Genomic DNA, 15,472 nt, shown 5'->3' on the forward strand with positions numbered 1-15,472 from the left:
TTCTGCTTTTGTCATGCTTCGTTACATTCTTACTCTGGTTATGCCCATACGGATTGTATAAGCTACGGAATAATATCTTAAGTTAGGAAGGCCCTATGCGTTTTATTGGCTCTATATTTAAATATATTTGGCGAATCATCAATGGATTACGCGTTGTAATCCTGAATATCATTTTCTTCGCATTATTAGTCGGCTTTATCGCCGTTCTTGTCAGTGAAGAAGATCCCGTTGAAGTACCGGACAATAGCGTACTCGTATTGAACCCTCACGGTATCTTGGTCGAAGAACAGACATACCGTGACCCGGTCGACCAGTTTTTTAATCGTGCATTTGGTGCTGACGATGAGATCCCTGAGGTCCTATTATCAGACGTCATTGATGCCATCGAGAAAGCGAAAACTGATGATCGCATCGGTGCATTATACCTCGATCTTTCGGCGCTGTACCCAAGTGGGGTGAATAAGTTACAGGCCGTTGGTGAAGCACTGAGTGATTTTAAAACCAGTAAAAAACCTATCATCGCTGCTGGCGATTACTTTGAGCAGTATCAATATTACTTGGCTTCATATGCTGATAAAGTCTATTTGAATCCACTCGGCTCAGTTGCTTTTGATGGGTTTGATTATTCACAAGTTTACTTCAAAGAGCTACTCGATAAGCTTAAAGTCAAGCCACACGTATTTAAGGTCGGTACCTATAAGGCAGCGGTTGAACCCTTCATACGTAATTCAATGTCCGACGAAGCGCGTGAAGCGAACGAATATTTGTATGATGCGATGTGGGAAAACTTCAAAGCAGATGTCACAGCACAACGTCAACTTTCAGACACTATCACTAGCGGTCAGCTTGACGACTACATGGCGGCGTTTGAATCAGCGAATGGCGATATGGCGCAAATGGCACTCGATACCAACCTTGTCGACGCACTTAAAACACGCACCGAAATTCGCAATGAGTTGATTAACCTATCAGGTTACGATGAAGATGCAAAAACCTTCCGTAACATTGGTTTTTCAGCCTACATTACTGAACCTGATGAGGATCTCAACCCTCTTGCTGAATCCAAGAAAGATCAAATTGCGGTTGTGGTAGCCCGTGGTCAAATTGTCAATGGCACACAGCGTGCAGGCATGATTGGCGGTGACAGCACAGCTGCCCTATTGCGTAAAGCAGGTGAGGATGAACGCACTAAGGCAGTAGTTTTGCGCATAGACTCACCGGGTGGTAGTGGTTTCGCTTCAGAAATTATTCGTCAAGAAATTCTGCAGCTAAAAGAAAAAGGAATCCCCGTCATTGCGTCAATGAGCAGTGTCGCCGCTTCTGGTGGCTACTGGATTGCCGCTGAAGCGGACGAAATCTGGGCGGCGCCAACCACAATTACTGGCTCAATCGGTGTATTTGGCTTGGTCATGACGTTGGAAGACAGTGCTGCTGCAATTGGTGTACATAGTGACAGCGTTAGTACCACAGAAATTGAGTCACTGAATACCCTTGAAGGTATCAGCGACAGTCAAGCACGTATCTTGCAACGCTCAACGGAGAACTTTTACCAGTTCTTTATCACCATGGTCGCCGAAGCTCGCAATATGACCCCTGAAGCCGTCGACGACGTGGCACAAGGTCGTATTTGGACAGGACGTCAAGCATTGGAGCGTGGCCTGGTTGATAACTTAGGTGACTTTGATGATGCCATACAGGCGGCAGCTAAACGTGCGGATTTAAATGATTATACGGTTAACACCATTACTCAAGATTTAAGCCCGCAACAACAGTTTTTCGCCAATTTGATGGGTCAAACAAGCCTATCATGGCCATTTGTATCTAATGAACAAAACTGGTTGATTCGTAACGTAAGACATGTTGTGAGCGAGTCTCAGGCGTTGCAAAACTTTAATGATCCAAAAAATATTTATACCTACTGTGCACTGTGCGTCCAACCGCGGTAAACTGTGTCTCAACACACAGTCACCCTTTGGAGTAGAGTTTGGAGCGTAAGAATATTTACGTCGCCTATACAGGCGGTACCATAGGTATGAAAAAGTCGGCTCAGGGTTATGTCCCAGCAGCGGGACACCTGAGCCAATGTGTCGAAAATCTACCTGAGTTTTTCCGGGATGAAATGCCTCGCTTCGATATCCATGAGTATACACCGCTCATGGACTCGTCAGATATGACCCCTAGCGATTGGGTTCGTATCGCGCGAGATATAGAGCGTAACTATCATCAGTACGACGGGTTTGTCATACTGCACGGTACTGATACCATGGCCTATACTGCATCCGCTCTCTCTTTCATGTTGCAAGACCTAAGCAAACCAGTGATTGTGACAGGCTCTCAAATACCGCTCTCTGCTTTACGATCAGACGGGCAAATTAATTTGCTTAATGCGTTATATATTGCCGCTAATTACCCGATCAATGAGGTCAGCCTGTTTTTTAACAACACCTTATTCAGAGGTAACCGCGCAACTAAAGCTGATGCTAATGGTTTTAATGCGTTCTCGTCACCTAATTATCCCTCCTTGCTGGAAGCCGGAATTCAAATAAAGCTCAATGCCGGTAAGTTAGGTAAACCGCCTACGGTTCCCATGTCCGTAGCAGAAATGACGCCTCAGCCAATTGGCGTTGTCATGCTCTATCCTGGCATTTCGGCAAAGTTAATTGATAATATGATGCAGCAACCGGTAAAGGCGCTCATCATTCAAAGTTATGGTGTTGGTAATGCGCCACAGGATAAACAGCTACTCGATAGCTTTAAGCGTGGCATCGATCAAGGCATTATAATTGTTAATTGTACGCAGTGTTTTAAAGGTCGAGTCAACATGGATGGTTACGCTACGGGCAACGCGCTCGCGCAACTGGGTATTGTCTCAGGTAGTGATATGACAATTGAAGCAGCGCTCACTAAGTTGCATTATCTGTTATCACAAAACCTCTCTCGCCAAGCCATTATTGAACACATTACAACGGACTTGCGCGGCGAACTAACACAATAATTTACAACAATAATAAGAACAGTATATGGCAACTCAAAAACCAGCTTTTGCCTCACGTTTAGGCTTCATACTTGCCGCTGCGGGTTCCGCGGTAGGCGTTGGCAATATTTGGGGCTTCCCTACTCAGGCCGCTAGTAACGGTGGTGGGGCATTCCTGCTCGTATATCTCGTCATGATATTGCTGCTCGCCTATCCCATGTTGGTTGCTGAAATCACCATTGGACGGCTCAAGCGCACCAACCCTATTGATGCCTTACGGTCGATGTCTGAACATAAACTTGGACGTATGTTTGGCGCTATCGCTGGTATTGTCGGATTGTTAGTACTGGCGCTTATTTTGAGTTTTTATGCGATTGTCTCGGGGTGGCTTTTATCATATATGTTGGCTCCACTCATGACACTTATTGGACTAAACGCAACAGCAACTTGGCTTACTGAATTCAGTGTTGAGCGCAACTTAATTGCGATGCTTGTGTTCATGTTGTTGACCGTCTACGTCGTTCGCGGTGGTGTCAATCAAGGGATCGAACGTTGGTCTCGCCGGCTCATGCCAATGCTATTTGTGCTCCTAATTGGTATGGCTTTTTATATTCTTGCTCAACCGGGTGCCTCTGAAGGTTTGATTATGTATTTGCGTCCAGACTTCAGTGAGGTTTTTAAACCGGAACTGATTATCAGCGCAATGGGACAGGCATTCTTTTCCCTTTCGCTGGGTGTTTGCGTGATGATGACCTACGGCGCGTACCTTTCCAATCAAGAAAACATTCCTAAAACTGCCGGTTGGGTGACGCTAATTGATACCAGTGTTGCGTTTTTAGCGGGCCTTCTGATATTACCGGCTATGTTTGTCGCACAAAATAATGGTGTAGAAATCTATGCGGCAGATGGCACGTTAAAATCCGCAGACACACTCGTATTCACTGTGCTCCCCGCAATGTTTGATAGCTTAGGTGTTGCTGGTCTGTTTGTTGCGTTTGCATTCTTTTTGTTAATGCTGATAGCCGCAATTACATCGTCCATTTCAATGCTTGAAGCACCTGTCAATGCGTTACGTGAAGAGCTTAATCTCGAGCGACACTCTGGGACTTGGGTTATTGCAACAATAGTTACTTTAATTTCTGGCGTGATTGTCGTTAATTTCGAATCGTTATTTGGTGCCGTCATCACCTTCAGTACGGTTTATATGCAGCCCATTATGGCCTTGGTATTTGGTGTGATGTTGACTTGGATTTTGCGTCAACACTTACTGCTTAAGGCGTTGCAGCAAGGTGCAGAAGATATTGAGCGGTCACTTTTCTGGAAAATTTGGCCATGGTACGTGAAGTTTATCTGTCCAATACTCATCGCACTCGTTATCTGGCAAGGCTAGAGCCTTGCCAGATAACGCCATGGTTAGGCTAAAGAAAATAGCTGCATAAATTCGTCAGCGGTCATCCTCAAAGTCGATGAAGCATCATCACACTGAGACATAATATGATTCGCACGCTGTGCTGGGTAACAAGTCTTCAAGTTGGCTAAAAACTTGGATTTTAACACTTCCATACCCTCGTCTCGGCGTTTCCTATGACCGATCGGATACTCAACAGTCACTTGTTCTGTTTTTCCTCCATCTTTAAAGAATACTTGCACCGCATTCGCAATCGAACGTTTATTCGGATCTAAGTAATCAGCACTGAAGGATTCATTTTCAGTGACTTCCATTAACTCACGAAGTTGGTCAATTTTAGGGTGCTGCTCATGGAAGCTATCCTCGTAATGATCAGCTGTGAGCTCACCGTAGGCGAGACATACTGCGGTCATATATTGTAGACAATGATCACGGTCGGCGGGGTTATTCAATGCGCCACGCTTAGAGATAATGCGTATAGCTGACTCATGTGTAGTTATTTCGATGCGCTCAATTTCGTCTAATCTATCTTTTACCTGATTGTGCAATTTAATAGCTGCTTCACAGGCGGTTTGCGCATGAAACTCGGCCGGAAAACTCAGTTTAAACAAAATGTTTTCCATAACATAACACCCGTAATCACGCTCAAAAAAGAACCGCCGCTCGCTTTCGGGCTTCACCTTTTGGTCTCGATTAGTTTTGCTGAAGAGGACATCATAGAACCCCCATTGAGGCGCCGACAACGCGCCTGGGATCCCCATTTCACCTCTTAGTGCAATATCGGCAAGCCGAACCGCGCGCCCACATGCATCGCCAGCCGCCCAAGATTTGCGCGAGCCCGCATTAGGCGCATGACGGTATGTGCGCAGCGCTTGACCGTCGACCCATGCATGCGACAAAGCGACTTCAATTTGTTGTTGGTTTCCGCCCATAAGCCAAGTAGCAACCGCTGTGCTTGCGACCTTAACGAGCACTACATGATCCAAACCAACCCGATTAAAGCTGTTTTTTATTGCTAAATTACCTTGTATCTCGTGCGCCTTGATCATCGCTTCTAAAACAGTATCCAGACCAATGGCCGCTTTCCCATCCGCGCGATTTCGTTGACTCACGAAGTCGGCAACGGCGAGAATAGCGCCGAGATTATCGGAGGGGTGTCCCCACTCTGCGGCAAGCCACGTATCATTGTAATCTAGCCAACGAATGATGCAGCCGATATCCCAAGCCGCTTTCTCAGGATCAAGTTGAAAGTGTGTTCCAGGCACACGGACCTGTCCTGAGCTTGCGTTGAGCCCCAATCGCGGACCTAAATGCTTGACACATTCTGGATATCTTAGTGCGAGTAGCCCGCAACCTAGCGAATCTAATAAACATGCATAAGCGGTATCTTTTGCTTCATCACTCGCTTTCAGTGGCGTAGCAACGTATTCAGCAATGTTCTTGATTTCAATATCAAAATCTGGACGCTCGTTACTATCAAATTGATCCGACACGTATCACCTCCCTGCTATATTTATTACATGGCTACGTTGCTGTAGCGAGATTCGATCGCTGACATCGGACAAAAAAACCCGAAGCAAATGAATAGCCTCGGGTATAGGGGAATGGCTCAAATGATGAGCCGTGCGCTAATTAAACTATTAAGTGGCTAAAAAGTAGACACTACATTTTAGTCTAGAACAGATTTTTGAAAGATCTACTTAATTTAAATAAATTTTAAAAATTTAATGAATCAATTGATTGGCGCTTGTAGTCGCATTTAAATCACAGCATGCCAACAACTTATGCACAACCTTTAAACAGGTTGTAGAAGTTCTGCGTCGTAACCCGAGCAACCTCTTCTAACGATACACCTTTAGTATCCGCGACACATTTTGCGACATCGGTCACATAAGCGGGTTGGTTCTGCTTGCCGCGATGCGGCACAGGAGCAAGCCAAGGACTGTCTGTTTCAATCAATAGACGTTCCAACGGCAGTGCTTTAACCACATCTCTAAGCGCTTGCGCATTACGAAAACTTGCGATACCTGAAATCGAAATATAAAACCCGAGTTCTTCAATCGCGCGCTCGGCCATCTCCAAAGTCTCAGTAAAGCAGTGCAAAACACCGCCGCAACGCTCAGCATGACCATTTTTAAGCAAAGCCAATGTGTCTTCTCGCGCATCGCGTGTATGAATGATCAGAGGTTTATCAAGTTCAACGGCGATATCGATATGTGTTGCAAAACTTTGTTGCTGAATCGCTTTGCTATCAGGATCATAAAAATAATCTAACCCGGTTTCACCGATAGCTACCACGCGAGGTTCACTTGATAGCTGTTTAAGATGTCCATGCATATCAGCAAGTGGCGTCTTGTTATCATTCACATAAAGTGGATGTAAACCACAGGATATACTCACATCATCGAATTCCACCACGCTATCTCGCATATGAGGAAAATCTTCTAAGGTCACGTTCACACACAAAATCTTCTCAACTTTCTGTGCGCGCGCGTTGTCGACCACTTGTTGCAAAGTCAGCCCAATTTTATCTGGATCGATTTTGTCCAAGTGGCAGTGGGAGTCGACAAACATTTTTGCTCCTAAATACTAAAACAACCTAGCTAAAATGGTACCACATAATTGCCGATGAGGCTGAATCAAGGCTAAACAGCGCATTCGTAATAAGGCGTGTTGCTCATTGATCATGAACCCGGCGAAATGAATACCATTGATACCAATCAGGTGCGCACTGCGCACTAATTTACCGACGTAAGGTGGTAGGTGGTCGGGCAATAAAATACTGATACGCACATCATGATGGGGTTGAGCCGATACGGGACACCAAAGAATAAGCTGGCTATCGATTTGTGTGATGTGCCGTGCGAGTCGCTCGGCTGAATCAAAGGTATAGCTCAGCTGTGGGATCAGTTGCATATTCTTGCGTCCAAGTTAACCAATGGTTCTGCAAGATTATAGCGATATTAAGCCCGCGGGCTTGTGTTGATAACTGTCTTAATTGTCGAATATCGCGTATTTTTTCCTCAAGCGGAGCTAATCCGCCTAAGCCATTAACCACTATCAAACGATAGGCTTCGTAACAGTCAGGAAATGTCAGCTGGGCGATAGGTGCTGTAGCACTCACCCGCCATAAATCCGTTAAAACATGCTCACTTACGTCAAGCCATTGCTGCAAGCTATGTTTGGCTCCTAAAGCGGGCCAAGGTGAGCGCTTATCGATGGCACTGATCAACTGTTCAGCTAATCGTTGCTCAGATTCGTATTCAGGCTTAGGTAAGGCAATGTGGATCCACTGCATTCGACTGCGTAAAGTCGCTAAAATTCGCTCGGGTTGCTCAACAGACAATAACCAAACGACATTTTCTGGCGGCTCTTCTAAAATTTTTAAAATAGCATTGGCGGCTTGTTCAGTCATTCTATCCATAACTTCAAGGTAAATGACACGTCGACCGCCTTGGTTGGCTGTTTGATGAATAAAACGCGTTAGGCGCCGCACCTCATCTACACCTAAGGTACTGTGCTTTTCATCCACATTAAACTGAATTACGTCCGGATGATTATTCGCCTGACGTAATAAGCACGCCTTGCAGCGTCCACAGGCTCTTTGCCCTGGTTGACGACATAACAACAAGGAGATAAATTCCTGCGCAAGCGCCTCAGTACCCTGTTCGGGAGCCTGTTTAAAATAGTAAGCATGAGATAATCGTTGCGCCTTAAAGGCTGCCAATAAGTGCTGCCAGGGTTGTCTCATCCAAGGAAAGCTCATTAAAACAAATGCTCCTCTAGCGATCGTAATATGGCTTGGTGAACGTTTAACATTTCTTGGTTTGCATTGATTATGACGATGTTTGGATCGCGTTTAGCCAGTTCTAAATAGCGAGTTCGTGTGCGTCGGAAGAATTCAATATCCTCTTCCTCAATACGATCGAGCTCTCCGCGACCACGAGCACGCTGTAAGCCTGTCTCCTCGTCAACATCCAAATATAACGTGAGATCGGGCACAAAAGAGCCGAGCGCAATGTCCTTTAGCTTTTCCAGTAATTCGGCACCTAGCTCGCGGCCTCCCCCCTGATACGCTTGCGAGGAAAGATCATGACGATCACCAATAACCCAGGCTCCCTGTTCAAGAGCAGGCTCAATAACTGTTTTTACCAACTGCACACGGCTTGCGTACATTAAAAGTAATTCGGTCGCCGGTTGAACTTGCTCTTCCCAACGTTGCTTTACAAGACTGCGAATAGCCTCGGCCATGGGTGTTCCACCCGGTTCTCTTACGGTCTCGGTACGAATACCTTTGGCTTGAAGGTGGCTTACAACGCTCGCCATGGCAGAACTTTTACCGGCGCCCTCTAAGCCCTCAATGACGACAAATTTCCCTTCCATTTAAACGTTTTTCCCTATTCGGTCTCTTAATTTAACTGATAACGGTTCACCGCACGTTGGTGCTGCTCTAAGGTTTTAGAAAACACATGTTCACCTTTCTTATTGGCGACGAAGTAAAAGTATTCCGACGGTTCAGGCTGTGCTGCTGCCCATATTGATGCCTCGCTGGGGATTGCAATCGGTGTTGGTGGCAGACCATCTATTCGATAAGTATTATACGGTGTTTTTTCCCTTAAATGTGCCCGCGTCAGGTTGCCATCAAAATTATTAATTCCATAAATCGTCGTTGGATCGGACTGCAAACGCATCCCTTTGCGGAGTCGGTTATGAAATACACTAGACACCATGCGCCTCTCACCCGACACGCCGGTTTCCTTCTCAATAATCGAGGCTAAAATCAGTAGTTCATACGGCGACTGTACTTCGCACAATGTATTACGCTGTTGCCACGCCCTATCGATAAGCGTCACCATCTTAGCATGTGCACGACGCAAAATTGATAAATCTGTTTCGTGCGCTCGATAATGATAGGTCTCGGGGTAGAACCACCCTTCTGCGGAGTCTTGCTTAATATTCAGTAAGTTGGATAAAGCCTGAGTATTTTTGATTGATTGACGGAGGTAGTCGGCACCATGTAGCTGTTTTAGCCACTGTTCTAGCGTCTTTCCTTCGATCAGCGTAACACTAAATAATGCTTCATCATTGTTTTTAATACGTGCCCATAACGAACGCCACGTATCTTGATGCGATACACGATAAACGCCAGCTGGCAGGTTATCAACACCCACTAAAACTTGGCTTAACCGATAATCAAGCGTTGCAAAGTCTCTACTAAAACGCGTGTTAATGCGCGTAACAATGGTACGCGCTGTATCACCCGGTGCGATTTCGAACACGCCATCCTTTGAGTCCACTTTGGCCAATGGCTGGGCCAATCGCCAATCGACTAACACAAACACCGCGCTAGTCGCTATGATCAAGAGAGACAACAGTAAAATTAAGAGCTTAAGCGCACGTTTCATCAGTAAAGGCTTTTAGGTCCGCTGGAATCGTATTATCAATAACCTTATCATGAATTTGCGAAACGGGAATCACACCGCGTACTGAATTTACAATCAACATCGCATTAATATCAGTCAGATCAGTGAGCTCTTCTTCAACTATCGAGACGGAGGGTAACAACCCTTGGTCCAGTATCGCCTGTCTCAATATGCCGGCAATACCGCATCGCTCGAGTTTAGGGGTAAACCAGCGATCATGACGCCGCCAAAATAAATTGCCTTGTATTGCTTCAATAACGTACCCCATACTCGAACATACAATCAGATCGTCAAACCCCCTTTCCGCTCGCTCTTTGTGCAACATAACTTGTTCCAAACGGTTAAGCGTTTTCAGCCCAGCCAGCAACGGCTGTTCGCCGAGTTGCATGTCGGCAAAGCCCACATGACACGATGAATTAAATCGTGAGGGTAATGGTGAAGTCGTCAGGTACCAATTGGGTGAAGCTTGCTCCGGTAAACGGTAGCCTTGTTGACTGTTTCCGCGCGTGACAATCACTTTCATAACACCGTTTTGCTGTTTCTCGCACGTCTTAAAAACGGCTTGCGCGATGTCGTCAAAACATGCATCGCCGAGTCGCATACCTAAGCGTTCGCTTGTAACCAGCAATCGTCGCTTATGGTAAGACCACAGCTGCGGTTGTCCATGTTTGAATACTAACGTCGTAAAATGACCGTCACCAAACTGAATTCCGCGATCGAGACCTGCATTAGCATCGTAAAGCGTATCGAACATAACTCAACCTCGGCTATATCAGGGATCCCAGCACCATCTGATATAAAAAAGGCGACCTGTGGTCGCCTCTCAAAATCTTGCAAGCAATGCCGTTTATTAGTCGTCAGAGTGAGACTTCACGTAATCGATTGCCGCTTGAACAGTTTTGATTTTCTCTGCTTCTTCATCAGGAATTTCAGTTTCGAACTCTTCTTCAAGAGCCATTACCAGTTCAACTGTATCAAGTGAATCAGCACCTAAGTCGTTTTCGAAAGAAGCTTCTGGTTTAACTTCTTCTTCTTTAACACCTAGTTGCTCAATGATGATTTTTTTAACGCGTTCTTCGATAGTGCTCATGATTATAAAATCCTTAAATAGTCTTCACGAGTGTCAAAATTTTCGGCTAGTTTAGTGAAACCAGCGCGAAATATAAAGTAAAAATTTAAAATTATCCTAGAGGTCGTACCCCTAAGACTTTACACCATGGCCATACCACCATTCACATGAATGGTTTCACCGGTGATATAGGCTGCCCCTTTGCTCGCTAAAAAGACCACAGCAGAGGCAACTTCCTCAGGTTGACCTAAACGCTCTGCTGGAATATTAGCATAGATCGCTTGTTTTTGATCGTCCGTTAATGATTTCGTCATATCGGTATCAATAAAACCAGGTGCGACACAGTTTACGGTGATACCGCGCGCTGCTACTTCTTTGGCTAGCGACTTGGAAAAGCCGACTAATCCAGCTTTCGCAGCACAGTAATTAACTTGTCCTGGGTTTCCAGTCGTCCCAACGACAGAGCTGATATTGATAATTCGACCATGGCGTCGTTTCATCATGCCACGGATAACCAATTTACAAATACGGAATACAGCAGTGAGGTTGGTATCAAGAACCGCATTCCACTCATCCTCTTTCATACGCATCATCAGGTTATCTCGCGTTATTCCGGCATTATTGACCAGAATATCGATTTTACCATGCGTCTTTTCAAGATCTTTGATTTTATCCGCCAGCTCGTCTGTTTCATTGACGTTTAACGCCAAGCCCTGCCCTTTATCACCCAGGTATTCCGCAATCGACGCCGCGCCTTTGTCACTTGTCGCTGTACCAATTACAAAGGCTCCTTGAGCCGCTAACTGCTCAGCAATTTTGCGACCTATACCGCGGCTTGCACCGGTCACGAGTGCAACGTGTTCGTTCAATGAAAACATGATTAACCTCTTTACTTATTCTGTTTCAAACGCTTCAGGTGTATTAAGTGCTTGGCAACCAAAAGCTTTAGTAATTCGTTTTGAGAGACCGGTTAATACTTTGCCCGGGCCTACCTCATAAGCGGCCTCAACACCCATTTCAGCTAGCTTTTCTACCGTTTCTGTCCAACGAACTGGAAAATACAATTGCCGAACTAGCGCGTCTTTAATTGCCTCAGGATCATCGTTAATAGAAACATCCACATTGTTGATTACATCACATGATGCCGGCTTAAAAGTGACCGCTTTTAACGCTGACATGAGTTGTTCAGCTGCGGGCTTCATTAATTCACAGTGCGACGGCACACTCACCGGTAGAGGCAATACACGTTTCGCTCCGGCTTCTTTAAGTAATTCACCTGCCCGCGCAACGGCATTGCGGTGTCCTGCAATCACAACTTGACCTGGAGAATTATAGTTTACCGGTGTCACCACTTCATCTTCGGCCGCTTTCTGACATAACTCAGCAATCACCTCGTCGTCCAGACCAATGACTGCAGCCATTGCGCCTTCACCTGGAGCGACCGCGTTTTGCATCGCTTCACCTCGCAAAGCAACAAGACGAACCGCATCACGAAACTCTAAAACACCCGCGCAAGTTAACGCCGAGTACTCACCCAAGCTATGACCCGCCATCACTTGAGGCTGGCTCAACTCTTTTTCCTGCGCCAAACGAAAAAGTGCAACACTTGCCGTTAATAATAAGGGTTGCGTGATCCGCGTATCGTTTAATTTTTCGTCCGGCCCCTCTTGCGCGATAGTCCATAGATCGTAGCCCAGTTCCTCGGACGCTTCTGCAAAAGTTGTTTGAATAATATCATTTGTTTGCGCTAACTCAGCTAACATGCCTTTCGCTTGTGAGCCTTGACCTGGAAATACATAAGCTATTTTTGTCATAGTGTCCTCTAAAATTTGACCAACGCGGAACCCCACGCAAAGCCGCCACCAAATGCTTCTAGTAGCAAATTGTCACCGCGCTTAACGCGACCATCCCGCACTGCCACATCCAACGCTATAGGCACCGACGCAGCAGATGTGTTACCCGTTCTATCGAGTGTTATAATGACCTGTGACATCGGTAGTTTCAATTTTTTAGCGGTTGCTTTAATGATTCTTAAGTTCGCTTGATGCGGAATTAACCAATCTAATTGCTCGGGTTGCAGATTATTCGCCGCCAAGGTATCTGTCACTAATCGACTCAGCTTATCAACTGCGACACGAAATACCTCGTTGCCTTTCATATACATCCAACCTTCGCTCGAGCTCGTTTGCGTACCTCTGACCGGCTGTGATGCGCCCAATAAATGCCCAAACTCACCAGCGCTGGCAAGATGCGTCGAAAGAATACCTGCATTGTCATCAGACTCGAGTACAACGGCTCCTGCTCCATCACCAAATAGAACCAACGTATTACGGTCTTCTGGATGGCACATTCGCGCTAACACGTCGCTACCAATAACCAAGACGCGTTGATGCTGACCCGTTTTGATATACTGGTCTGCTACACTTAACGCGAAAATAAAACCAGAACACGCAGCGCCAATATCAAATGCGGGTATCTCAGTGATCTTTAACAGGGCTTGAATTTCGCATGCGGCACTCGGAAATGCATGGTCAGCCGACGTTGTTGCAACGACAATCATATCGATATCATTTGCATTAAGACCAGCAGCTTCTAGCGCCTTTCTAGCGGCGGCGGCCCCCATGGAGGCAACGCCTTCATGGGTATCGGCGATGCGACGCTCTTTTATTCCTGTTCGCTCTGTAATCCATTCATCAGAGGTATCAACTTGTTGACTGAGATCGTCGTTCGTACGTCGTAGACTCGGGAGGTAATGTCCCGTGCCGACGATTTTTGAATACGTCATAAAATGGGTACTTAATGTTGTTCTAATAGGACCGATTCAACACGATCTTGAATTTTTTCTGGAAGACGATGGTTCGCTTCCTTAATCGCGTGAGAAATCGCGCTTTCAAATGCCTTCGCATTCGCACTACCGTGGCTTTTCACAACCACACCACGCAATCCTATCAAACTTGCACCGTTATAGTGGTCGGGCTTCAACCGTTGCCAGGACTTTTTAGTCCGCTTTTGTAGAAACTTAAAGAACCAACTATATAGCCAATGAGACGTCAACGATGCTTTCAATTCATCGATAATTAACGTTGCCAGACCTTCACAGCTCTTCAATGCAATATTTCCAACAAAGCCATCACATACAATAACATCCGCACGTCCGCTAAAGAGGTGATTACCTTCAATAAAGCCGATATAATTGACATGCTCTGACTGACTTAACAACTGTGCCGCACTGCGCACTTCATCGTTGCCTTTCAGTTCCTCCTCACCCATATTCAGAAGCGCGACAGATACATTTTTGTCAGACTCCAGCACATGCGCCGCTACCGAGCCCATGACACCAAATTGAAATAACGTTTCTGAATCGCAACTTGGATTCGCACCCAAATCAAGCAAATAAGACCGTCCTCCGGTCATATTGGGTATTGCTGCCATTAGCGCTGGTCGCAGCACGCCCGGGATAGGCTTCAAAATAAAATAGGCTTGGGCCATCAAAGCGCCTGTATTGCCACCACTGACGACGCCATCAACTTCGCCGTGAGCATGCATGTCGAGCGCAATGCGCATGGACGATTGTGGTTTTTGACGCATCGTCGCACCTGGCTTGTCGGTCATTTCGACGACTTGTTCGGCGTGAACACATGTGACTTGAGGATGATGAGAGAGTTCAAACTGGTCAAAAAGAGGAGATAAAATAGTCTCGTCACCGACCACGACGAATTGTGTCGTTGTGTTCTGTTTAAGACTATTTTTTAAGGCTTCGAGCACAACAGAGGGGCCGTTGTCGCCCCCCATCGCATCGATCGCTAGTTTTAATTCAGGCATCGCCTGGAATCAACAATTACTTGTTGACGACCTTGCGACCTTTATAATAACCGTCAGCTGTTACATGGTGGCGACGATGAGTCTCACCAGAGGTAGAGTCAACCGACAGTGTAGGGCCGCTTAGCGCATCGTGTGAACGACGCATGTCGCGTTTTGAACGACTTTTACGATTCTGTTGAACAGCCATTTACGCTATCTCCTAGTTATTTACGCTTTAATTCTTGTAACACAGCAAACGGGTTGTCAGAAGGCTTTTCATCGTCTTCTTCGATTTCACCCCATGTCATTGCGTCACGGTCTACGGAGCAATCCTCTGGAGCATGTCTTGCAACAAGAGGCATTGCCAAAATAAGTTCATCTTCAATTAACCCGTGAAGGTTAACTTCGCCGAATTCGTTAGCCTCGATCGCTTCATAGCGTTCAGGTAACTCATCAGCTCCCTGCTTGGAAGAAACAGGAGCATACGCAAATTGTGCAGTAATATCAACCTCAAATGGTTGATTACAGCGTTGGCAGGTTAAAATAACGCTGACCGACGCCGTACCGGAAAAATAGCTCATGCCCTGCTCATCTACACCAAACTCAACCACCACATTAGGATCGGTCTCGCAAGGCTTTGCAAGCAACTCCTGCAAACGCTTTAAAGTTTGGACGGGGACGACCCCATCAAACGTTTGCTTTTTATTCGCGCTCTTTACCGGGTCAACGCTGACCGGAATTCTGACCTTTTGCATAGGCGGTTAATGATACCTTTAATAACTGACTCTGACAAGCTT

The 15,472-nt window shown here is 46.0% G+C and carries 17 protein-coding genes; 3 read left to right on the forward strand and 14 right to left on the reverse strand.

What is annotated here, in order from left to right; all coding sequences use genetic code 11:
- Positions 1-95: 95 nt before the first annotated feature.
- The 3 genes from sppA to AWU56_RS08555 are packed head-to-tail and all read left to right on the forward strand — an operon-like array spanning position 96 to position 4,364.
- The gene (gene sppA / locus AWU56_RS08545; protein WP_286682248.1) at positions 96-1,946 is read left to right on the forward strand and encodes a signal peptide peptidase SppA; all 1,851 of its coding nucleotides are present in this window, start codon (positions 96-98) and stop codon (positions 1,944-1,946) included.
- A 38-nt stretch (positions 1,947-1,984) separates the two neighbouring features.
- Entirely contained in the window at positions 1,985-2,995 is a 1,011-nt protein-coding gene (gene ansA / locus AWU56_RS08550) for an asparaginase (protein WP_286682249.1), read from the forward strand.
- Between the two features lie 25 nt (positions 2,996-3,020).
- Positions 3,021-4,364: a sodium-dependent transporter gene (locus tag AWU56_RS08555; RefSeq protein ID WP_286682250.1), complete on the forward strand. Its 1,344-nt coding sequence runs from the start codon at positions 3,021-3,023 to the stop codon at positions 4,362-4,364.
- 23 nt (positions 4,365-4,387) lie between these two features.
- On the opposite strand, the gene AWU56_RS08560 is transcribed toward AWU56_RS08555, so the two are convergent.
- From AWU56_RS08560 to yceD, 14 genes are all read right to left on the reverse strand, one after another.
- Positions 4,388-5,875, reverse strand: a complete 1,488-nt coding sequence (locus AWU56_RS08560; protein ID WP_286682251.1) for a bifunctional 2-methylcitrate dehydratase/aconitate hydratase — start codon at positions 5,873-5,875, stop codon at positions 4,388-4,390.
- 289 nt (positions 5,876-6,164) lie between these two features.
- Complete coding sequence (locus AWU56_RS08565; RefSeq protein WP_286682252.1) at positions 6,165-6,956, reverse strand: TatD family hydrolase; 792 nt, start codon at positions 6,954-6,956, stop codon at positions 6,165-6,167.
- Positions 6,957-6,971: 15 nt separating this feature from the next.
- Positions 6,972-7,298: a hypothetical protein gene (locus AWU56_RS08570; protein WP_040487952.1), complete on the reverse strand. Its 327-nt coding sequence runs from the start codon at positions 7,296-7,298 to the stop codon at positions 6,972-6,974.
- On the reverse strand, positions 7,264-8,148 hold the full coding sequence (locus AWU56_RS08575; RefSeq protein ID WP_286682253.1) for a DNA polymerase III delta subunit-related protein: 885 nt from the start codon (positions 8,146-8,148) through the stop codon (positions 7,264-7,266). Before AWU56_RS08575 ends, AWU56_RS08570 begins: the two co-directional genes overlap by 35 nt.
- Entirely contained in the window at positions 8,148-8,765 is a 618-nt protein-coding gene (gene tmk, locus AWU56_RS08580) for a dTMP kinase (RefSeq protein ID WP_286682254.1), read from the reverse strand. Before tmk ends, AWU56_RS08575 begins: the two co-directional genes overlap by 1 nt.
- A gap of 26 nt (positions 8,766-8,791) precedes the next feature.
- Positions 8,792-9,787, reverse strand: a complete 996-nt coding sequence (gene mltG, locus AWU56_RS08585) for an endolytic transglycosylase MltG (protein ID WP_286682255.1) — start codon at positions 9,785-9,787, stop codon at positions 8,792-8,794.
- Entirely contained in the window at positions 9,771-10,559 is a 789-nt protein-coding gene (pabC, locus tag AWU56_RS08590) for an aminodeoxychorismate lyase (RefSeq protein ID WP_286682256.1), read from the reverse strand. The genes mltG and pabC overlap by 17 nt, the downstream gene beginning before the upstream one ends.
- Before the next feature lie 96 nt (positions 10,560-10,655).
- Positions 10,656-10,895, reverse strand: a complete 240-nt coding sequence (gene acpP, locus AWU56_RS08595) for an acyl carrier protein (RefSeq protein ID WP_071462711.1) — start codon at positions 10,893-10,895, stop codon at positions 10,656-10,658.
- A 119-nt stretch (positions 10,896-11,014) separates the two neighbouring features.
- Positions 11,015-11,752 (reverse strand): 3-oxoacyl-ACP reductase FabG, encoded by a 738-nt coding sequence (gene fabG / locus AWU56_RS08600; protein ID WP_006955316.1) that lies wholly within the window; start codon positions 11,750-11,752, stop codon positions 11,015-11,017.
- 15 nt (positions 11,753-11,767) lie between these two features.
- A complete protein-coding gene (fabD, locus tag AWU56_RS08605; protein ID WP_286682257.1) occupies positions 11,768-12,688 on the reverse strand; it encodes an ACP S-malonyltransferase in 921 nt (306 codons plus the stop codon).
- An 8-nt stretch (positions 12,689-12,696) separates the two neighbouring features.
- On the reverse strand, positions 12,697-13,659 hold the full coding sequence (locus AWU56_RS08610) for a beta-ketoacyl-ACP synthase III (RefSeq protein WP_286682258.1): 963 nt from the start codon (positions 13,657-13,659) through the stop codon (positions 12,697-12,699).
- An 11-nt stretch (positions 13,660-13,670) separates the two neighbouring features.
- Positions 13,671-14,696: a phosphate acyltransferase PlsX gene (gene plsX / locus AWU56_RS08615; protein WP_006955318.1), complete on the reverse strand. Its 1,026-nt coding sequence runs from the start codon at positions 14,694-14,696 to the stop codon at positions 13,671-13,673.
- A 16-nt stretch (positions 14,697-14,712) separates the two neighbouring features.
- The gene (gene rpmF, locus AWU56_RS08620; protein ID WP_006955319.1) at positions 14,713-14,883 is read right to left on the reverse strand and encodes a 50S ribosomal protein L32; all 171 of its coding nucleotides are present in this window, start codon (positions 14,881-14,883) and stop codon (positions 14,713-14,715) included.
- A gap of 16 nt (positions 14,884-14,899) precedes the next feature.
- A complete protein-coding gene (gene yceD, locus AWU56_RS08625) occupies positions 14,900-15,430 on the reverse strand; it encodes a 23S rRNA accumulation protein YceD (protein WP_286682259.1) in 531 nt (176 codons plus the stop codon).
- Between the last annotated feature and the right edge of the window lie 42 nt (positions 15,431-15,472).

It is taken from the genome of Idiomarina sp. T82-3 (genome assembly GCF_001577655.1).
Lineage (GTDB): Bacteria > Pseudomonadota > Gammaproteobacteria > Enterobacterales > Alteromonadaceae > Idiomarina > Idiomarina baltica.